At 45.9% G+C, this 22,053-nt stretch carries 10 protein-coding genes; 5 read left to right on the top strand and 5 right to left on the bottom strand.

What is annotated here, in order from left to right; translation table 11 throughout:
- Window position 1: 1 nt before the first annotated feature.
- From nth to RGU75_RS17970, 3 genes are all read right to left on the bottom strand, one after another.
- Complete coding sequence (gene nth / locus RGU75_RS17960) at window positions 2-652, bottom strand: endonuclease III (protein ID WP_322238299.1); 651 nt, start codon at window positions 650-652, stop codon at window positions 2-4.
- A complete protein-coding gene (rsxB, locus tag RGU75_RS17965; RefSeq protein WP_322238301.1) occupies window positions 649-1,404 on the bottom strand; it encodes an electron transport complex subunit RsxB in 756 nt (251 codons plus the stop codon). The genes nth and rsxB overlap by 4 nt, the downstream gene beginning before the upstream one ends.
- A gap of 116 nt (window positions 1,405-1,520) precedes the next feature.
- The gene (locus tag RGU75_RS17970; protein ID WP_322238303.1) at window positions 1,521-2,756 is read right to left on the bottom strand and encodes a polyhydroxyalkanoate depolymerase; all 1,236 of its coding nucleotides are present in this window, start codon (window positions 2,754-2,756) and stop codon (window positions 1,521-1,523) included.
- Window positions 2,757-3,521: 765 nt separating this feature from the next.
- Here RGU75_RS17970 and RGU75_RS17975 point away from each other — a divergent pair.
- From RGU75_RS17975 to RGU75_RS17995, 5 genes are all read left to right on the top strand, one after another.
- Window positions 3,522-8,780 (top strand): hypothetical protein, encoded by a 5,259-nt coding sequence (locus tag RGU75_RS17975; protein WP_322238305.1) that lies wholly within the window; start codon window positions 3,522-3,524, stop codon window positions 8,778-8,780.
- Between the two features lie 678 nt (window positions 8,781-9,458).
- The gene (locus RGU75_RS17980) at window positions 9,459-14,558 is read left to right on the top strand and encodes a hypothetical protein (RefSeq protein WP_322238306.1); all 5,100 of its coding nucleotides are present in this window, start codon (window positions 9,459-9,461) and stop codon (window positions 14,556-14,558) included.
- Window positions 14,559-14,668: 110 nt separating this feature from the next.
- Entirely contained in the window at window positions 14,669-16,204 is a 1,536-nt protein-coding gene (gene istA / locus RGU75_RS17985; RefSeq protein ID WP_322232686.1) for an IS21 family transposase, read from the top strand.
- Window positions 16,201-17,034 (top strand): IS21-like element helper ATPase IstB, encoded by an 834-nt coding sequence (gene istB / locus RGU75_RS17990; protein WP_322232684.1) that lies wholly within the window; start codon window positions 16,201-16,203, stop codon window positions 17,032-17,034. Before istA ends, istB begins: the two co-directional genes overlap by 4 nt.
- Before the next feature lie 1,118 nt (window positions 17,035-18,152).
- A complete protein-coding gene (locus tag RGU75_RS17995) occupies window positions 18,153-18,857 on the top strand; it encodes a response regulator (RefSeq protein ID WP_322238308.1) in 705 nt (234 codons plus the stop codon).
- A gap of 292 nt (window positions 18,858-19,149) precedes the next feature.
- On the opposite strand, the gene RGU75_RS18000 is transcribed toward RGU75_RS17995, so the two are convergent.
- Window positions 19,150-19,608, bottom strand: coding sequence for a SixA phosphatase family protein (locus RGU75_RS18000; RefSeq protein ID WP_322238310.1), 459 nt, complete (start codon window positions 19,606-19,608; stop codon window positions 19,150-19,152).
- Window positions 19,609-19,633: 25 nt separating this feature from the next.
- On the bottom strand, window positions 19,634-21,778 hold the full coding sequence (ppk1, locus tag RGU75_RS18005) for a polyphosphate kinase 1 (protein ID WP_322238312.1): 2,145 nt from the start codon (window positions 21,776-21,778) through the stop codon (window positions 19,634-19,636).
- Window positions 21,779-22,053: the final 275 nt, after the last annotated feature.

Genomic DNA, 22,053 nt, shown 5'->3' on the forward strand with positions numbered 1-22,053 from the left:
TTTATATACCTTTTTCAGGTAATGGTGTTTTGGTTTTGTAGTCACAAAGATCTGCGATTGTGCAGTTCCAGCACAGAGGCTTGCGTGCGATACACGTATAGCGGCCAAGTAGTATAAGCCAGTGGTGCGCATCTTGCTGAAACTCTACAGGTACCACTTTCATCAATTTATGCTCAACGATATTGACGTCTTTACCGGGCGCAAGTCCGGTTCGGTTCGAGACGCGAAAAATATGCGTATCAACGGCAATGGTCGGTTCCCCGAAAGCGGTGTTTAGCACCACATTGGCTGTCTTACGACCAACGCCAGGTAACGCCTCCAACCCTTCACGTGTATGCGGAACTTCTCCAGCATGGCGTTCAATGAGCAGTCGGCATGTTTCGATCGTATTTTTGGCTTTTGTCCGAAATAATCCAATGGTTTGAATATATGGAATCAGCCCGTCGATACCGAGAGCTAGAATTTTCTCTGGCGTATTTGCAATGGGATACAACATGCGCGTGGCTTTGTTGACGCTTACGTCTGTAGCTTGCGCTGACAGCAACACAGATATGAGTAATTCAAATGGCGAGGTGTATAGAAGTTCGGTGGTCGGGTTTGGCATGACAGCACGCAAGCGGTTAAATATTTCGCGACGCTTCTTTGTATTCATGACAGATCCTCAGCCTGTGGCTTAGGCTGTATCTCAGCTTGTTGTTCTTTTTTTAGTCGAGCGCGTTCAATCGCTGCCTGAATGATCGCTTTTTTGCGTTCTTGTTCGATTTTTTGCTCTGGATTGTTAGTTGCCTCCGCCGCTATAACCCTCAATTTGTCGGCCGCTTTGGCGGCGAGACGGTCGTCGTTTTCTTGCTTTTCACGTTTTAAGCGTGCATCTCTAAAATCGTGACGTTGGCGTGCGTCGGTTGCTTGTTGTTGGGTCCAGGCTTCCCAGCCGGTCTTGTCTTGCGTTACATCGACCATGCTAATACAGTCAACGGGGCAGGGTGCGACACATAAATCACAGCCAGTGCACAGGTCTTCTATGACGGTATGCATCTGTTTTGCTGCTCCTAAAATTGCGTCAACCGGACAAGCTTGAATGCACAGAGTGCAGCCGATGCAAATCGCCTCATCAATGATGGCACGTGGGCGCGGGCGCTCAGCACCATTGACTGGGTTAAGCGGAATTATCGGCGCACGCAATAGTTGCGCGAGGCGGTTCACGCCCTCTTGTCCGCCCGGTGGGCATTGATTATAGAGGGCGCTGCCTTCCGCTATCGCTTCGGCGTACGGGCGACAACCTGAAAATCCACACTTAGTGCATTGCGTCTGAGGCAGTAGCGACTCAATATGGTCGGCAAGGTCGGCGGTAGAGGGGGTAGTTTGGTTAATAGTTTGATTAAACACAGCAGATGATAACAACATAAAAGGTTTATTATCCGCGTAAATCAGCGGCGGGCTAAATAGAAAAAGCCACTCTATTTTAATGAGTGGCTTTTTAAACGGTAGAACGGCTCAGATCGACATCATTATCATTATCATTAAGCGTTGGCCTTGATGAATTCTGTGATCTTAGGGGCAATCATTTCACGCCAGCGACGGCCCGAAAATATCCCGTAATGTCCGCATTTCTCTGCGGTGAAATGCTGTTTCATTGCAGTCGGAAGAGATGCGCATAAATCATGCGCAACTTTGGTTTGCCCTGGTCCTGAAATATCATCAAGTTCACCTTCAATGGTGAACAAGGCAACGGTCTTGATATCTTGCGGCTTGACGAGTTTTCCGTCAATTTTCCAAGTCCCGAGCGGAAGACTGAAGTCCTGAAACACCGTTTTAATGGTATCTAAATAATAGTCGACAGGCATATCCAGTACCGCATTGTACTCGTCATAAAACTTGCGATGATTTTCTGCGGACTCGTTATCACCTTGGCGCAGGTGCATATAGAAGTCCCAATGACTTTGTGCGTGGCGATTCGGATTCATTGCCACAAAACCAGCGTGTTGCAGAAAACCAGGATAGACCTTGCGGCCTGCGCCTGGATAATTCGAGGGTACAGTATAGATTACGGTATTTTCGAACCAGCTAAACGGCTTTTCAGTTGCCAGATCATTGACTTCGGTTGGGGAAATCCGTGCATCGATCGGGCCACCCATCATCGTCATGGTTTTCGGAAGTTTTGGATCTTTTTCGCTCGCCATCAAGGAGATCGCAGCGAGTACCGGAACGGTCGGCTGACATACTGAAATCACGTGCAGATCAGGACCTAATAACCGTATAAAGTCCTGAATATAAAACACGTAATCATGTAAATGGAAAGCACCTTCGGATTCGGGCACCATGCGTGCATCTGTCCAGTCAGTGATGTAGACATCATGATCAGCCAATAAAACATTCACCGTATCGCGCAGTAGAGTGGAGTGATGTCCTGACAACGGGGCGGCTAGCAGTACAGTCGGCTGCTTAAGTGCTGCCAACTCTTTTTTGTTTAAATCTTTCTTAAAATGCAATAACCGACAAAAAGGTTTTGTCAGCTCAACCTCTTCAATAATGGCAACTTCCTTGCCATTAATTAAAGTGGAGACAATATCAAAATTTGGCTTTTCATAATCTTTCCCCAGTCGATACATCAGTTCGTAGCCAGCAGCGATGCGCTGCGCAAATGGTGAATGGGCAAGCGGTGACACCGGATTGGTAAAAAGCTTTGCACTCGTTTCGGCGAATTGCACCAGAGGCGTTAATAGAGAACGACTAAATTCGTGCATGTGATAGAGCATACAAACCTCTTAGGTAACTCTTTGGCGGATAAGTGGGGATTACTGTGCCGCAACGCCGCAAGTAGATTGTTTTAATTATTGTGTCGCTTAATGGTACAGGTTGGCAAAGGTAAAATTACCTAAAGGCAATGTATTTCTTTACTCTCAGCATTATATAGCGTATCGCAGCATTCATCCGTTAGGTACTGCTCCTTATTTGACGAATATCTTGATCGTTATGAAGAATTGTGCAAATTTGATATGTGAATTTGGCTTAATACTTACCCTTGTTCATGCCGTTTGCGAATGACACTCTTTCAAACACTCTTTCAAATTGTCCCTTATATAAGTGCATCGAAGGTCATTTTTACAAGAAATAAAATATTGAGCTGATCTGAAATTTTTTGATAGCTATAAAGTGAATTCGGGGGACTGATGCTAGAAACCCACGATAAACAAAGAGTTCGTCTTACGCCATTTATCTATTTCTCTACAAATGAGACTTTAGTTCTTGTCCTAACGACAGATCAAAGTAGCAATGATATTTTTGAGAGGCTAACTTAAATCAGCAATGAAGTAATCGTTATCAGCGTTGTTGGGTGGGCGCGCAGGGAGGATAAATGCTTTCTTTGTTCGCATGAAACGAAACCACTAATGCCAGATGGTTGCACGTGACGTTTATCCTCTGAATCAGTGATTAATTCTCCTTGTGCATTAGCGAACAAGTATGTCATTCGCAGCCTCGAAGTTATTCATTTTTTTCATTAAATTCATTAAGGGATGCGCATGGTGCGTACCAGCTTTACCCCATCAACCTCAGCCGCCTCTGCGAGTTTCGCGGCCCGCGGATCGGAGCCATCTTCAAAATCCCAATCGACATTTATCAACGCCGTCATAAACTGTAGCGGCATTGAAGTGCCACTTCGCAACGGGAAGTCATCTCTTAACGCCAAGTTCCCGCGGGCAACGCGCCGACAACGCATTCAAAGTGAGCTAGAGAATAAAATAATAAATGACAAAAAAGAACAGACAGACATGAAGAAACTTCGAGAGGGGTTCGAATACGTACAATTTGGCACGAACCCTAGCGAAGCTTCCTGTTGTGATTCAGGCTCAGAAGGAGCGCCCATAAAAACAGGATTAGCCCTAGCAGCTATGCTAATCACTAATGCATGTAAACCAGAACAATTATTGTCAGCTTTCTGCAATCAGACAGGAACACGTTTTACGGCCTTGCCAGATACGAAGGAGGGCCTGCCTCTGACGGCCCCTGACACATGTCCGATCAATAGTACGACTCAGGCAACGCCGTCAAACATTCCTACATTAAGCGATATCGGCAATAGCATTTTATCGTTTGGACAATCCATCTATAACAGCTTACCGGCTTTACCAAGGTCGCGGATGTTGGTAGAGGCGCATACTGGCGGTAGGCAAGTGAGGGCATTTTGGGGGCGAGAGTACCCTCATTGGGGCGCGGGTGGTAACCAGAAAGTCGTAACCAATAATACTGCCGAGAAGCTCCGCCCCAACGTATTTTCTGCGTTTCCCTCGTCATTAGATGCGGATGCGATTATGGGTGGGTTAAATGCCTTTCAACGTTGGCCCGCAAATATTAATCAGGATGAGAGATTGAAGGGCATCGCACTTACGCGCCTGAGTGACAATATCGCAAATATTTATCAGCTCCTTGATGTGTTCAAGCCATTAATATTACGCAACTGGGGAAGTGACCCAACTATCAGTCAATATGAGTATTCGGTCTTAAAATATGCTGTGCAGTCCCAGTCTTACGGAACTAACAGCACGGGTGTTTCGATTAACCCCGCAGAACCCCAACTGGCCTGGCCGCAAGCAGAATTACGCCACGAGATCGCGCAGCTTTTCTTTATGGCTTTAACGGAGATAAACAGGCTATCCGGTACTCAGGCTTTATCAAGTTACATAAATTCCAAGGCTAAGTTGGAATTGGCAACTAATCCGACATTGGATAAATTGTCCAAATTTTCGGATCGTATAAAAGCCGAGATTATTCATCAGCTAGAGATACAAGTGCCAAACTTTTTGCCGAATGATCGTAGTAAGTTGAACTTGCTCGCAAAGTGGTTTGTTGATGCTACATTAATCGGTGTTGATCCTTTGTTCCACCCACAGCTCGATCTTGATCACCCCGATTTTCGTTACGCTTCTTACCTTAGCCCTGATGGCACATTAATGAGTATTGGGGCAGGGTTTATGAATCAATTTCCAGCGAAGGCGGGAGGCCGAATGACTCCCGAAGTTTTACGTGAGGCAGGTCTGCATAGTTTAATTGATCTTGATCCTTTAGCATGGTCTTCCTCTACAGGGACCGCCCTCATACGCTTCGACGATTCGCGTGCAAATGACATTGCAGGTGAACGTTTGGGGAGCGCAGCGGACCGTATGAAATCTGGACTAGCCTTTCTGATTGCGCCTGAAATTCCAAAGATCAGGTTGATGCAAAAAGTTAAGCTTAGCGAGGAGGAGTTTTTGATCTGTGTCAATGATCGGTTTAACGATGACGCGGTTCACAATCAGCAATCCAAGGATGCGTTAGGTCGACTAGAGCAAAGTAAATTTGATTTATACAATTACGGCCTTGAGCATTTGCCACTAAGCCATCAGAAAAATTTAATCAGGGCGGCCCATTTTGGTGCATTGGAAATATTTGTGCCAAGAGTGATTTTATACGAGGGAAAACATGGCGATATTGCCCATAAAGCTACGTTCAAAGCGACGTCGGGGCTCATTGCAAGTGTGGGAAATTCGGGCAGCGGTGCGCCTCCCGAGTACTATTTGTTTTCTGAGGAGGGCTACTGGGGTTCACCCGTTGTTTCTGTCATCACTTCCTACGTAAAGGAGTCGGGCGGGGTTGCGGCGTATGTCAACAAACATCATGCGAGCTTCACTAGCGGCGTTCGATTTAAGCCATCCAATCAAACCTCTTTCGAAACAGCATCCTTTTCTACCTATGCAACAAATCTAAAAGAAATTGCCCTTGTCGTAAGTCAGGTACAGAGTTTTCCCTCAGCTATACATCAACGATTTACCGATGCGTCGTCGACGCAACGAATGCATATAACGTTGGCCCAAAAAATATTCAGCTCCAGTATTTATACACTTGGAAAATTTATTATAGGTATGGTTCCGTATGGTAATTGCGTGATCGCCGTCCTTGATACTGCAGAAATGGTTGCGTTGCCAGCCGAAACCGATAAAGGTAAAGTTGAGCAAGCTACGGTGATAGCAACAGATGCCCTATTTTGTTTCACTGGATTGGTCAACGAAGTAAAGGAAGCAAAAGTCGTGATGAACTCTGCTCGAGCTGTTTTTCGTTCCAGATCTCCCAATGAATTTGCTGAAACGAAGATTAAAGAGCATTTGGCAGGGCCATCGCTCAACAAGGATGAGAAGGTGGGATTGACGAATGGCGGCCTTAGATTTGACACTGTGAAACATCTTGCCAATAACCCGGCAGATTTACACTTTAGAACTGGTATCTCCCACTTTATCGAATTCGCACCAAGCGCGATCAGCCCCACCCCAAACAAAATATCGTTTAAGAAAGACAACCTAAACGTACCGAACAATTTAGTTCCTAAAGGACTTTTCCAAAAGTCTGAGGGAGGACCGATATGTTTGGTGTTGGCCTTAGATAATACTGAAAAAAGAGTCGGTTATCTCTGGAATGAATCGGAAAAACAATTGGAATTGCAGACCGATCAATGGTTCGATGCATATAGTGAATTGACCGATGAAGATATTCAAATCGTAGACCTATTCACGAAAAATGCTCCGACTCACATAACTTCAACCCGAATATCGGATATGTTGTACAACAATAAATGTCTCAATGCAGTGCGTAAATTTTACTATCAGAGTTATTTCGCACATCCGCCGGAAAATATCAATCACGGTGTCTATACCGTTGGAGATCGACAGTACCTTAAGCTTGATGAAGAATTTTATTTACTGGAGGAGCAATCTAAGCCTAGTTTGGAGCGTCGTATTATTGGCGAGCAAATGCCGGAAGATTTAAGTCTTGACGTCCAGTATGACGGAAAAAAATGGAGGGTAATAAAAAATTATTTGATTACTCCTGCGACCAAACTGACTAACACTGTCGCAACGTTTGAGGAGGCGATAAAACATGGATTTAATTTGCCAGAAGGTTGGTCGACGTCTGCGATGTTCTTTGACAACTCCAACCCCGATCAATTTGTTTTAAGCCTCAGGGACAGCGAAGGCAACACCAAATATCGTCTCGGCCCGAATCGAAAAGGTGCTTTGGATGAACTAGAAATTACAGCGTTTGAAAAAAATAGATGCAGGATTAAACGAGCGCCACCGTTTGGTTCTCAAGCAGCTTGTGGTTCTCAGGGGGCTTACTTTGCCTCACTTCCAGCGGAAGCCGCGCGTAAAGAGGCAATAAATCAGCTCGTTGAGCTGGATGTTGAAACGCGTCCCTATTACGAACGTCCGTTGCTTCAACTTGAAATAGTTCGAGACGTCGAAAAAATTCAAAATGCATTCCAAAATAATCCCGAACTTTCACAGCATTTCTTGCTTTTAACCGATAATATTGTCAACAAGCCAAAATTGACTTTAGTTGCTGCAATGGAAGAGGTTGGTCAATTAAAGTGGGCGGATCGAGAGTTGCCCGCAGATAGGTTGATGGACTTGACGGACTTTTGGGAAGAAATAAAATCGCAATTAGCGAGCGAATCTTCTAACGATTTTGGAAGGCAGCGTGAGGCTTTGGGTGAGACCTGCGAGTTAAATTTGCGACTCGTCGAAAGCCAACGACAATATGATGAATTAGGGAATGTTTACATCAACAAAGTAAGATGGTTGAATAAATTGAATCGAGAGTACGAAAGCGACTTCGTTGAGGCGCAGCAAAGTGTGACATCTCGGTTATGGAAAACAATATTTGGACCCGCTTTAACATCAGGTTTCACCAAGTCTGGCGGCTGGACGTTTGAGGTACGCGCAAAAGGATTCTCTCAAATAAGAGAAAAATATGGCGCAGAATTTGCTAGTGAAATTCGTCATGCCTACGCCTACACTCATGATCTCGCTGGGCAGTTAGTAGATTGGTCGCAAAATGCTCCTCAACAATTTTGGAGCCAGACTTCTACCTTTTTTCATGTTGAGGAAGAGAGCCTGACATCAGATTACAAGCAAAGAATTCTACAAACACTAACAGAATTTCAGGGATATTCTGCTCCAGACAGAGTCGATAAATTACGCGTCATCTCTCCGTCCGTCAGTCCAGAAGGGGTGCAGTACAAATATAACGTACAGGAACACGTGAGGGGTGTTCCGCAGGAGGCAACACTTTTTGGCAACGTTGTTACAGCTTACACTTATACGGGGGGGCCACGCCGCGGCCAGCTATATTTAACGACCTCAGCATTTTTGTCCCCAGTCAGCGGTCGTCATCAATTGGGGGAGTCCTTGCAACATGAATTATCGCACCTGGCAATACCCGATAGCCATATGGAGATTTACCTTGATGCTGGCAGTACAAAATACGGACACTACCCAATAAATGGAATGCGTCGTAACGCTGATGCGATACTTAGTTCGCCCGCAGCTTTTCTAAAGTACGCTGAGTTGATTACTTCGGTAAAACAAAGCTTCCTAGAGCATTTTAAGCTGGTGTCGCCCGATAGTCTGGAAAAGTATCTGCCCGAAGGGCTTGCTGACGTTAGTGATAAACGCTTTGAAAAATTCATAAAAAAACTTTTTCAGGGGCCTGCTGATGACAAAGTAAAAGCCTTCATGCTGCCCGATATATTTGTAGCATGGTGTCAACATATGTTGAGTGCAATACCAGAGGCAGGTGCCGAACAAGCAAAAATGAAAAATCGGCGCCATGTGGCCCCTAACGATATGGATACACAAGTGCACAGACTTTTAGTACGTGAATTGTTTGATAGTGGCAATCAAAAAAAGAATAATATTGATTCCGTACCTTTTTTCGAAGAAGACAAAAAGGGTCCGAATAATTCTGTGTAACTGCATGGCTTCAAATAAAGCTTCGGGTATTCCCAAGCCGAATAATAAGACTTCTAATAGCCAGTCGCTGATTGGCGCAGTCTATTTTTTTCTCTATTGCGTTGATCGCTAAATAAATAACCCACTCACCGTTTTATCGGTAGAGAGTACCGCCGCTTTATGATGGCGTGCCAAATCACAATTTAACGCTTTAATAGTATTCGGGGTGTTGGCAAATTGCACGTTCTAAATGGGCGCACAAAAACCACATTTACAAGAAATAAAATGTTGCGCTGATCTGAAATTTTCAATGGCTACAACGCCACTTCGAGGGCTGGCGCTCGAAATCCACGAAAAATAATAGGTGCGTCTTGCGCTATTTTCCTATTTCTCTACAAATGAGACTTTAGTTCTTGTCCTAGCGACGGATCAAAGTGGTAATGATATTTTTGAGAGTCTAGCTTGAATCAGCAATGAAGTAATCCTGCGCATATAGTGCTGTCGTCTGGGTTCGGAGGAACGTTAATATGCTTTGTTGGCTCGCGCAAGACGAGACCAATAATACCGGGTGGTTGTAAGTGACGTTTATTCTTTGAATCGGTGATTAATTCTTCTTGTGCCTGAGCGAACAAGTATGCCATTTGTCATCGGCAGCATCGAAGTTATTCATTTTTTTCATTAAATTCATTAAGGATGCTCATGGTGCATACCAGCTTTACCCCATCAACCTCCGCCACCTCTGCGAGTTTCGCGGTCCGCGGATCGGAGCCATCTTCAAAATCCCAATCGACATTTATCAACGTCGTCACAAACTGTAGCGGCATTGAAGTGCCACTTCGCAACGGGAAGTCCTCTCTTAACGCCAAGTTCCCGCGGGCAACGCGCCGACAACGGGTTCACAGGGAGCTAGAGAATAAAATAATAAACGACAAAAAAGAACAGACAGACATGAAGAAACTTCGAGAGGGCTTCGAGTACGTGCAATTTGGCACGAACCCTAGCGCAGTTTCCTGTTGTGATTCAGGCTCTGAAGGAGCGCCCATAAAAACGGGATTAGCGCTAGCAGCTATGCTAATAACTAATGCCTGTAAGCCAGAACAATTATTTTCAGCGTATTGTCATGAGACAGGAACACGTTTTACGGCGTTGCCAGATACCAAGGAGGGCATGCCTCTACCTGGCCCTGAAACATGTCCGAGCAATAGTACGACTCAGGCAACGCCATCAAACATTCCCACATTAAGCGACATCGGCAACAGCATTTTATCATTTGGGCAGTCCGTCTATAACACCCTACCGGCTTGGCCGAAAGACCCGATGCTTTTCCAGGGGGTCGAAGGTAGTATTTATGACGATCTTAATAATCCCTATTGGAATCAGGGAGAAGAAAAGAAAAAAATAGAGCCTGTTCCCACGACAACAAGTGTACCAAGTGTAGCACCTAAGTTAGACGTTGCCGCTTCCTCCAACTACCTCAGCATCGACTCGTTTGATACTTCTCTTAACGGGATTCACACTTGGTCTTCCATAGACAAAGGAGTAATCCTAAATGGCATCAACGCATACCAGCGTTGGCCAACAAATGTTGCCCAGGACGACCGTTTAAAGGGCATTGCACTTGAGCGTTCAAACGATCCTATATTTCGTGTGGATCAATTACTGAGTGCGTTCACGCCTGTGGTTTCCCGGATGATTGGAGGTCAGCCATCGGTTGATCAGTACGAGTATGCGATGTTGAAATACGCAGTGCATTCCAAGTTGCCGCCAGTTGACAAAGGCGTTGCTTATGATAGCCCAGCACATCCACAGCCAACGACGCCACAATCGGCACTGAAAAACGACGTTGCGCAACTATTTTTCAATGCTTTAGGCCAAATATCAGAGCCATCTGGTGCGCAAGTCCTTGAGGTCTTCGTACGAAAAAATACAAGCGCTGCGTTAAGCCTCGACCCAACGCTCGATACATTAGCAGGATTTTCTGATCGCATCAAAGCGAGTGTTATTAACCGGCTAGATTTGCACCTTCCTTCATTGAAGGCCGCTGATCGTGCTAGATTAAATACGCTAGCAAAATGGTTTGTTGAGGCGTCTTTACATGCCATTGATCCTTTGTTCAACGCACAATTTAACATGAGACAACGTGATTTTCGTGATGCGCACTATCAGGGCCGTGATGGCGCGTTAATGAGTATTGGAGCAAGCTTCATTAATCAATTTTCAGTCAAAGCAGGTACGCTTCTTACGCCCTCTATTTTGCGTGAGGCAGGGTTGCATAGTTTGATTGATATTGCTCCTTCTGCGTGGCTACCCTCTACTGGTTCTACCTTGACACGTTTCGGTCAGTCAATAGAGAAAAGGATTTATGGTGAGCCTTCAGGTACTGCGACTGATCGTATGAAGTCGGGACTTGCCGCGTTAATTGCACCTGAAATACCACGGATTCGTCTCTTGCAGGAAGTCAACATAAGCGAGGAAAGGTTCTTACGCAATATTAATGATCAGTTCAATGAAGATGGGGTTCACAAGCGACAATCCGAAGCTGCATTAGATTTACTAATATTTAGTAAATTTAAGTTATATAGTTTCGGTCTTAAGCAATTGCCGCAAATCGATCAAGATAATTTGGTTAGCGCAAGTAGGATTGGGCAACTAGAAGTATTTATGCCGAAAGTAGTTTTATACGATACGCAACATGCTGATATCACTTATAAGGCTGCACTTAAAGCCACTTCTGGTCTAATCGCACCAACTGGCCATACGGAAAGTGAATATTATTTATTTTCTGAAGGGCGCTGCTGGGGTTCTCCGGTTGTTTCTAAAGTGACGGAACAAATAAATCGCGCGGGCGGGGTCGCGCAGTTCGTGAATCAAAATCATGCCAGCTTTACTAATGGTATTCAATTCCAGCCATCGAACCAAATCACATTCGAGGCTCCCTCCGTCTATATTTTTTCAACAAATATAGTTGAGATTGCCACCGTCGTGAGTGACTTGCAGAGTTTTCCTTCAGCAATACATAAGCGCTTTACCGATGCGTCGCCTTCGCAACCAATATCTTCAACGTGGACCGAAAAAATATTTCATTCTGATATTTATGCAATTGGAAAATTTATTGTTGGGCTAGTTCCCGATGGTAATTGCGTGATTGCGGTCCTGGATATGGCTGAAATGATCGTAGCTCCCGCAAAAACCGATGCAGGTATCGCCACACAAGGACTAGCAGTGGCAACAGATGCGCTATTTTGCTTTACCGGATTAATTAAAAAAAATCAAGCGCAGTACCTGATGCATTATGTTCGCACTCCTTTTAATTATCGGTCCTCAGAAGAATTTGCTACACATAAGACAGCACAGCATATATCGGAACAGTCTCCTAAAATTGAACAGGCAAGAGGTATTACAAAAAAGGGTGCGGAATCAGTATTAAGTAACCCTCTCTCAACCAGGCATGAAGATTTACATTTTATGTCAGACATGTCCGAATTTTTTGATCCCGCTCCTGTAGAGTTGACCGTACCCCCCAATCTCATTTCACTGCTCGGAGATACGCTAACCTTTCCACACAATTTATCTCCTAGTGGACTTATACAAAAATTCGACGGTGGGCCGATATATTTGGTCATGGACGTTAGCCATTCTGGCAAAAAAGTGGGTTACCTATGGAACGAAGCGGAAAGACAATTGGAAAAGCAAACCGATCAATGGCTTCGGGGATATAGACATCTGATTGACGACGATCCGCAAATACTGAATTCCTTTACGCAGAATTTTCCTCTGCACTCATCCTCAGCGCGCGTCTCGGATATGTTGTACAACAACAAGCTCATCAAAGAAGTCAGGCAGATTAAATACCAAAGTTTCTTTGATCATTTGCCGGAGCAGTTGGATCTGGGTGTGCACAGCGTTGGAGATCGTGAATACATCAAAATTGAAGATGAATTTTATTTGGTTGAGAGGCAATTACTACCAACTAATGAGCGCTGTATTATTGGCGAGTCGATGCCGGAAGACCTGCGCCTTGATATGCAATATGACGGCGCCACTTGGCAGATATCGAATAATCATTTGATTACGCCTAAGCCCACGCTTCCGAGCGGTGTAACTTCTTATCAGGAGGCGTTACAACGAGGCTTCAATTTGCCTGAAGGATGGTCAGAGCCAATCATGTACGCTGATAATACTAATAGCGAGCAATTTATTTTTAGTTTTCAAGATAAAAGTGGGCGCACCAGATATCGCCACGGCCCAGACCGAAAAAATGCATTTGAAGTGCTCTCCAACGACGAATTTGACGAAAAGCGATGCCGGTTGCGGCGTGCACTGCCCGATAGTCTCCAAGCAAGTTGTAGCACGGAGGGCCTGAACATTGTAGCATTACCGTCGGAGTCCGAGCGCACAACTGCAATAAGGCGACTGGTTGCATTGGATGTTGAAACACGTCCTTATTATGAGCGTTCGCTATTGCGGCTAGAAATTGTTCGCGATGCTGAAAAAATTCAAAGTGCATTCCCTGCGAATCCCCAACTGGCACGACATTTCAACGCCTTAATCACCCGTATGACCGATAACCCGGATTTAGATTTGTCCGAGACAATAAATAAAATGAAGTCTTTAGATTGGGGAGGTAATACTTTAACTGAGTATCAGTTGGACGGCGTTAAGATTTTTTGGGACAAAATGAAGTCGCAGTTAGCTGCAGAATCCTTTGACGATTTTGGAGGAGAGACCGAGGCGCTTAACGAGGTCTGTGATACGAGTCTGCAACTCTGCGAAAATCAGCACACTTATCGTCAACTCCTAAAAGTTTATGGCGAAAAAAAAATAATATTAGACCACTTGGATAATAACTATCAAACCGATTACGTCATGCCACAGCAAAGCGTCACAACCCGCCTATGGAGAACAGTATTTGGTCCTGCTTTAACGTCGAGTTTTGCCAAGGTTGGCGGCTGGACATTCAAGACACATGCAAGAGGTATATCTGAAATAAGTAGTATGTATGGGCCATACTTTGCAGACGACATTAATACCGCCTACGTCAATAGTCATCGTCTTGCGGAACAGTTGGCTAACTGGTCGAAAGACTCTCCTCTGGAATTCTGGATGCACGCCTCTGCATTTTTTCACGTAAAACCTGAAGGGCTAACAGATGCTTATAAACAGAAAGTAGAACGAATACTGGTGAGATTTAAGAAAGTGACTAACCCCATCAGGACCGATAAAATTTGTGTTATATCGGCTTCGGTCAGTCCGGAGGGCATACAGTACCGATATAATCCGCAAGAACATGCGGATGGCGTTCCCCAGGAAGCTTCGTTATTTGCTAGCGTGATCACGGCATACACATATGAAGATGGCCCGAAGCGAGGTAAGCTTCACCTGACCACATCAGCATTTTTATCGCCAATCAATAGAGCCGGTCAGCTGCAGGAGACCTTGCAACATGAGTTATCACATTTAGCCATTCCGAATAGCGTCGAGGAAATTTACCTTAATGCTGACAGATCAAAATATGGTTACTACTCGGAAGATGGAATGCGACGTAATGCCGACGCGATACTCAGTTCGCAGGCCGCATTCATACAATATGCGAAGGATATCTCAGCAGTGAAGCCTAGTTTTCTACAGCACTTCAGGACTGTGTTGCCGAACAGCTTAAAGCAGCATCTACCCGAAGGAATTGAAGGCGGTGAAATCAGTTCAGCGCGTTTTAAGGACTTTGTAAAAAAAGTATTCGAAGGGCCTGCTGATGAAAAAGTACGTGCATTTATGATGCCTGATATTATAAATGCCGCGTGAATAATGTACCGGATAGCGCACTTGAAACGGCCGTGAATGGCGCGTTAAAAGTGTACCAATCCCAGCCTGTAGTCTTATGCCCTTGATGGTGCATAAGAAAGGCGGAAAGGATGTTTCCCGTGGACATATACGTCAAAGTACGTCGCGCCGTGATGGTCGAGAACAAGAGTGAGCGTGCGGTTGCGCGCTACTTCGGTATCCATCGCAATACCGTCAGGAAGATGTGCCAGTTCGCGGCACCGCCGGGATATCGGCGAGCGCCGGCCCCGGTCTCTCCGACGCTGGCACCGTTCGCAGCCATCATCGACGCCATTCTCGAGGCCGATAAGCAAGTCCATGTGAAACAGCGCCATACGGCGGTACGTATCCGCGAACGATTACGTGACGAGCATGGTTACGACGGTAGCTACACCCTGGTGCGCGAGTACGTCAACGGTGTGGCCAGCCGGCAGAAGGAAGTGTTCATGCCACTGGCGCATCGCCCCGGCCATGCCCAGGTCGATTTCGGCGAAGCCGACGGGTACATCGGCGGCAAGAAGGTCCGCTTCCACTATTTCTGCCTGGACATGCCGCATTCGGATGCGTGTTTCGTCAAGGCGTATCCGACCGAAGACACGGAAGCCTTTCTGGACGGTCATCTTGCTGCCTTCGCGTTTCTCGGTGGCGTGCCGCAATCAATTCTGTACGACAACACCAGGATTGCAGTGGCCAAGATATTAGGCGATGGCCAGCGCCGACGGACCCATGCCTTTGCCGAATTGCAGAGTTATTACTTGTTTGATGATAAATTCGGACGTCCCGCCAAAGGTAACGACAAGGGTAAAGTGGAAGGACTGGTCGGCTACAGCCGACGCCACTTCATGGTGCCATTGCCGGTGGCAGATGACTTCGCTGCATTGAATAGCCAATTGCTGGACGGCTGCCTGAAACGTCAGCGTGCCGTGCTGCGTGGTCAATCTGACACCATCGGCCAGCGCCTCATCCATGACCGGGCGGCATTGATGCCGTTGCCGGTAACGCTCTATGACGCCAGTCACAAGCAAACCAGCCGGGTATCATCGCAATCGTTGGTCCGTTACCGCACCAACGACTATTCGGTACCGACGCAATACGGTCATCAGGCGGTGCTGGTCAAAGGCACCGTCGACTGGGTCGACATCTATCTGGTTGGCAATCCGGAGTGCATTGCGCACCATCGTCGCAGTTATGCCAAAGCGGACTTCGTGGTGAACCCGCTGCACTATCTGGCGTTGCTGGAGAGGAAGCCGCGTGCGCTTGACCAGGCTGCACCGCTGCAAGAGTGGGCATTACCAGCGGCCTTCGAGCGATTGCGACGCCTGCTGGAAGCGCGCATGGACAAGCGTGGGCGCAAGGAATATATCCAGGTCCTGCGGTTGCTGGAAACCTTCAGCATCGGGCAAGTCGAGCGTGCCATTGGCCAGGCCCATCATCTGGGCGTGCTCAGCTTTGATGCCATCAAACACCTAGTATTGTGCGCCATCGAACGACGACCACCCAAGCTGGATTTAACCCTGTATCCGTATTTGCCGAACGCCACGGTCGGCACGACCGATGCCGGCAGCTACCTCAGCTTGCTCAGCGGGAATGCGCTACTGACGCAACCTGTTACCGGAGACCTCGCATGAACGCCAACAGCGCGGCGCTGTCCGAGACCACCACGGTGGCACCGCAGGTACTGTTGGTCAACCACTTCAAAGCCCTGAAGCTGCCGACCTTTGCCCGGGAGTATGAGAAGGTCGGCGCCGACTGCGCGCGTGAAGGCGTAGATTACCCACGCTATTTATTACGGTTGTGCGAACTCGAACGTATCGACCGTGAACGCCGCACGATGGAGCGGCGCATCCGTCTGGCCAGGTTTCCGGTGACCAAGAGTCTGGATACCTTCGACTTCATGGCGATGCCAACCTTAAACAAATCCCTGGTGCTCGAACTGACACGCTGTGAGTGGATTGATAAGCGCGAGAACGTCATCGCGTTAGGACCTTCGGGTGTTGGCAAGACGCATACTGCGCTGGCACTAGGATTAGCTGCCTGTCAGAAAGGACACAGCGTTGCCTTTACGACGGCCGCCGCCCTGGTCCATGAACTGATGGAAGCGCGTGACGAGAAACGACTGCGTGCCTTGCAAAAGCAACTGACTAACGTGAAGTTACTGATTATCGATGAACTGGGCTATGTGCCGTTCACAGCGGTCGGTGCGGAATTGTTGTTTGAGGTCTTTAGCCGACGCTATGAGCACGGTGCCACGCTGGTGACCTCGAATTTACCGTTTGACGAGTGGACCAGCGTCCTCGGTTCGGAGCGGCTGACTGGCGCCTTGCTTGACCGGCTTACCCATCACGTCCACATCCTGGAAATGAACGGCGAATCGTATCGATTGGCCACCAGCAAGAAACGGCAACAGCGCAATGTCAAACCAAACAGCACTGCTGAAAAAGGAGGGGCCAACCCGTAAAAGCAACGTCTTGAGGGAACGGGCTACGCTGCGCTGCGCCCGCCACCCCAACTCTGCAGAGTATAGAAATGTGCATTGAAAAGAGAATAATTCAGGCCCTCAACGGCTCTATTTATTAACCCGGATTGGTACACTTTTAACGCGCCATTTGGTACATCTTTACTCCGGCATTGACAACTAAAATTACGACAAGCGTTGCTGCACCGAAAAGACCCGCGAATCGCAGTGAATTTTCGCCTTTATTCGTGAGCATAATTGCTGGAAAATATAGCGCTTCTGAAAGAGAAGCGTTTTGGGCCGACTATAGGTAGATCGATTGTATGGGAGTTTAATTTACTCAAGAATTTTATCTTATTTTGACTAAGAATTCTCTAGAGTAGTCACTTTTTTTGGCGTTTAAATGTGAAGTAAAAGATATATAGCCCGTTATTTAGGCTTAAAAAACATAACGCCATAGAAGAAAAAAATTATATCGAGCGTGTTCAGATGGCATTGTTTATGAACAAATCTCCGTCGAAGTGTAGAACTAGAACTTTCTTAGTCGTATGGAGGCGTTCATATGTGTAATATGGTCGGTATCGGTTGCTACACAATACGTGCGGCGATTCGATGATTGCGTCATGCTTTTAATTGAATGTGGAGCGTGATATTTTGCGGATGCTGAAATTAATTAAAATAGTGAAGTTAGCAAAAGATATGGAGACAAGAAGGTGACACGGTGCATCATAAAATGAGTCCATCTACAGTTCGTAATGCGTCCATTGATAAAGCAAGAAGCATTAAAATGCTAAGAGTGGGCTAATCAGCGATCAGGTCGAAAATTTTATGAAAACTATTTGGCGCATTCCTACAGTCTATTTAAAAAAAGACTAAAGATATATTTAAAAAGACGCTAATTATTTTTTTATATTTTCTGGCATTCGCGATGCATCAGAATTATTTACACGTTCGTCTTAAATTAATTCGTGCGACTGAGTGGGGTGTAGTAATTTAAAATCGTTTTTCTTCGGTGAGATCTGTTTTGTTTTTTAGCTTAAATAAACAGAGTTCCATATATTCTTGTCCCACTCATTTGCGACGCCTTAAGCAACTAAATCAGAGATTTCTTAAGGTAATCAGTGAATACACAAATAATCAAAGTAATTATTGCTGATGACCATCCATTTGTATTGGCGGGAATCAGATATGTAATCGCTGCAAGTAGCCTGAAAGTAGTAGCAACAGCTTGTAATTCAACAGAAATAATTGATCTGTTAAATAAGGGTTTATGCGACGTGCTGGTGGCTGACTATGTAATGCCAGGTGGCGAATTTGGCGATGGCATTCCTTTGTTTGAATTCATTCTTCGACGTTACCCAGGCGTGCGTATTGTCGCCATGACCATGATCGATAATCCGGCAATTTTAGGGAAATTAAGAGCGATAGGAGTGCGCTGTATTCTTAGCAAGATGGATGACGTCAATTATTTAATATCGGCAGTCCATATCGCCTATGGAAGTGATAAGGGTGAGTTCTTTTCCCCAACGATAAAATCTATCATGAAGGAATACGGTAATGTGAAAGGACGCTTGGCATTATCTCAGCGAGAGGCAGAAGTACTGCGACTGTATGTCTCTGGTATGGCAATCAGTGAGATCGCAAGTCATCTGCATCGGAGCAAGCAAACTGTGAGCTCCCAAAAAAATAGCGCGATGCGAAAGATCGGAGTCGAATGCGATATGGATCTTTTTAAATACGCGATTGAGGTAGGCCTGGCACCTTCGTCAAGGACCGAAAACCAGAGCTATCACGATAACATCAGCTTCCGAACGCCCCTTTGCTAAAATATCCTATTTAGGTCGGATGAGCCTACGCGAGTGGCGTCGAAGAAAGATACGGACTCGAGATTTAAGTTGTAATGCATCTTTGAATACAATCCACCCGCGCTAATCCTCGTCTTAATTCTAAGAGAGAGTCGCGACATGATGATATTCCAGTTTACATGTAAATTATTGAAAAATTGGAAACGAAGCTAAGACATCATATTTAAATCTGCAAATAAATATATAAATATATAAATATTAAAAATTTACAAAGTGACGCGTTTTACAGATTCATATTTACATGTTGAACCATTTACTTTGCAATCAGTTCCGCCGACATGACTGCTTTAAGATAGGTTGTCGTGGTATCACCACGCTGCCGTTGTGCGATCCACCAGGCGCTGCCTTTACGTATCGACCATTCTTTTTTTTCGCCAGCGATAAGTATCGCAGCTACCTGACCCAGCGTGGGTTGATGCCCGATAATGAGTACTGGTTCGCGAGAGTCTGGCCAATGGGCCGCTGCTAATAGTTGATCAGCAGTGCAGTTTGGGGCGAGTTCTGGATGAATCTTAAATTTGCGTCCCAATGCTTCCGCTGTCTGGATAGTGCGAGTCGCCGGGCTGCAGAGTATCTTACAAGAGTTGGGTAAATTGCGGTCAAGCCAGTCTGCCATTTTCCATGCTTGTTTATGACCTTTTCCGGTCAGAGCACGGCCTTCGTCGGGTTCGCCGACCTCAGCCTCAGCGTGACGCCAGAGTATCAGTTCCATGAAAATTTCCTTAACAATTATTAGATTAGCTGGTTTCTGAAGACGCACCTAAAAGAGACATCAGGTGCTGCTGGGCGCTAAACGCTGCACTACGTGGTCCTTTTTTACGTTTGGTCCAATTTCCATCCGACGACAATTCCCATGCATTGACATTGTCTTTCAGGTAAGGCGTTAGTCCCTCATTGATGACACGCTTTTTTAGTGCTTTGTCTAATATGGGGAATGCCACCTCAACGCGCCTGAAAAGATTACGATTCATCCAGTCGGCACTGGCAAGATAGACATCGTGCTGTAAATTATTCCGAAAGTAATAGATTCGCGTGTGTTCAAGAAAACGCCCGATGATAGAGCGCACCGAAATATTGTCCGATAGTCCGGTCACGCCAGGGCGCAATGCACAGGCGCCTCTAATAATGAGTTCTATTTTCACGCCATCTGCTGAAGCAGCATAGAGCGCTTTGATTACCGACTCATCCAACAACGCGTTCATTTTTGCGACTATCCGCGCTGGTCTGCCTTGCCGCGCTATTTCTGCCTCGTTTCGAATCGCGCGAATTAATTCTTTTTGCAAGGCGAATGGGGCCAGCCAAAGATGGTCCATTTTTTTTGGTTTCGTCAGACTGGTTAGGTGAATGAATACTTCATTCACCTCGATTGCTAACTTTTGGTTAGCAGTTAGCAGACCAAAGTCGGTGTACAGCTTGGTGGTGTTCGGATGATAGTTTCCGGTTCCTAGGTGCGCATAAAAGCACAATCCATTCGTATCGTCTTTTCCTCCATTGATTATTTCGCGGCGGATAACGAGTGCCAGTTTTGCGTGCGTTTTCAAGCCGACTACACCATATACAACATGGGCTCCGGCGCGCTCTAATCGGTCGGCCCAATTAATGTTCGCTTCTTCATCGAAACGTGCCATTAATTCGACTACTACAGTGACTTCCTTACCCAACTGCGCTGCAAGAATTAATGATTCGATTAAATCCGAATTCATCCCTGCGCGATAAATAGTCTGCCTTATAGCAACGACTAACGGGTCATGTGCCGCGCTGCGGATAAAGTCGATCACTGGTTGAAACGACTGAAACGGATGGTGCAACAGGACATCTTTTCTTTTTAATAAGGTGAAAATATCTTCAGATAACAAGTGCGAAGGCAGGCCCGGTGTAAAGGTTGGGAAGCGCAGATTCGGGAGCGTGGTCTGATCAATCATTTCTGATAGTCGCACCAGATTGACTGGTCCATCAACGGCATACATTCGATTTGGCGCGATAGAAAATTGATTGAGTAAAAAGGTAGATAAATGCGGAGGGCAGTTTTGGGCTATTTCGAGACGAACCGCAACGCCAAACTGGCGACTTTGTAATTCACTTTGTAGCGCCTGACGTAGATTTTTCACCTCCTCTTCATCGACCCATAAATCACTATTGCGCGTCACCCGAAATTGGTAGTAGGAGAGTATGTGGCGCCCGCTAAACAGATCATTAATATGCGCATGAATGATTGATGACAGTAAACAGAATGAAATGCCATTCGGCGATAGCGCATCGGGTAATCTAATCACACGCGGTAATACACGCGGCGCTTTCACAATGGCGATTGTCGCTTCTCGTCCGAACGCATCTTTTCCCGCCATTTCGACGATAAAATTTAAGCTCTTGTTGAGAACTTGCGGAAACGGATGAGCCGGATCAAGCCCGATGGGGGTGAGTAAGGGACGAATTTCGTGCTCAAAATACGATTTCACCCAAGCACGCTGGGCTTCGTTACGATCTTTATGCCTTAGAAGATGAACACCATTCGCTGATAGTTGCGGCAAGACTTCCTTGTTCAGGATGGCATATTGACGTGCAACGATATCGTGACATTCGGTACTGGTTAGTTTGAACGCCTCAGTCAGCAGCGGGGGATCAATGACTTGGCTGCCGTCCTCTGTGTGACTATTGGCCAAAAGACTTGCAATGCGTACTTCAAAAAACTCATCCAGATTGTTACTGACGATACATAAATAGCGTAACCGCTCAAGCAATGGAATGTGTCGTTGCTCGGCTTGCGCCAATACCCTCCGATTAAAGGCGAGAAGCGAGAGCTCGCGATTCAAATAGGCAGGGTTGCTATCAATATTTGGTTTAATTGGGTCACTTCCCTCGCCCGGGCTAGTATTTTTTTTCATAAAGTGAGTGTACTAGTCTGGACAATTTGATCGGAGTGTATGCAGACAATATGACATCTTGATGACAAATACGATAGCTATTTGAGCCCTTTATTATTCAAACAGAACACTAATTACACTGTTATGTTGCTCTTCATTGCGTGTCACAAACATGTCATAAATGTTGGTTAAAGTTCCGCCTGTCCCAATGGACGTTATGAATTTGCGGCTTTAAATGTATCAAATAAACCATTTTAGCTAGCCTGATCCGTAAGAAACCGTAAGTTTCTATAGTT

The sequence above is a fragment of the Glaciimonas sp. CA11.2 genome, from assembly GCF_034314045.1.
GTDB lineage: Bacteria > Pseudomonadota > Gammaproteobacteria > Burkholderiales > Burkholderiaceae_D > Glaciimonas.

What these genes read in the sequence shown, in the direction of transcription:
- ppk1 (WP_322238312.1), bottom strand. Translation starts at nt 21,778, where the DNA reads ATGAAAAAAAATACTAGCCCGGGCGAGGGAAGTGACCCAATTAAACCA.
- RGU75_RS17975 (WP_322238305.1), top strand. Translation starts at nt 3,522, where the DNA reads ATGGTGCGTACCAGCTTTACCCCATCAACCTCAGCCGCCTCTGCGAGT.
- RGU75_RS17970 (WP_322238303.1), bottom strand. Translation starts at nt 2,756, where the DNA reads ATGCTCTATCACATGCACGAATTTAGTCGTTCTCTATTAACGCCTCTG.
- rsxB (WP_322238301.1), bottom strand. Translation starts at nt 1,404, where the DNA reads ATGTTGTTATCATCTGCTGTGTTTAATCAAACTATTAACCAAACTACC.
- istA (WP_322232686.1), top strand. Translation starts at nt 14,669, where the DNA reads ATGTTTCCCGTGGACATATACGTCAAAGTACGTCGCGCCGTGATGGTC.
- nth (WP_322238299.1), bottom strand. Translation starts at nt 652, where the DNA reads ATGAATACAAAGAAGCGTCGCGAAATATTTAACCGCTTGCGTGCTGTC.
- istB (WP_322232684.1), top strand. Translation starts at nt 16,201, where the DNA reads ATGAACGCCAACAGCGCGGCGCTGTCCGAGACCACCACGGTGGCACCG.
- RGU75_RS17980 (WP_322238306.1), top strand. Translation starts at nt 9,459, where the DNA reads ATGGTGCATACCAGCTTTACCCCATCAACCTCCGCCACCTCTGCGAGT.
- RGU75_RS18000 (WP_322238310.1), bottom strand. Translation starts at nt 19,608, where the DNA reads ATGGAACTGATACTCTGGCGTCACGCTGAGGCTGAGGTCGGCGAACCC.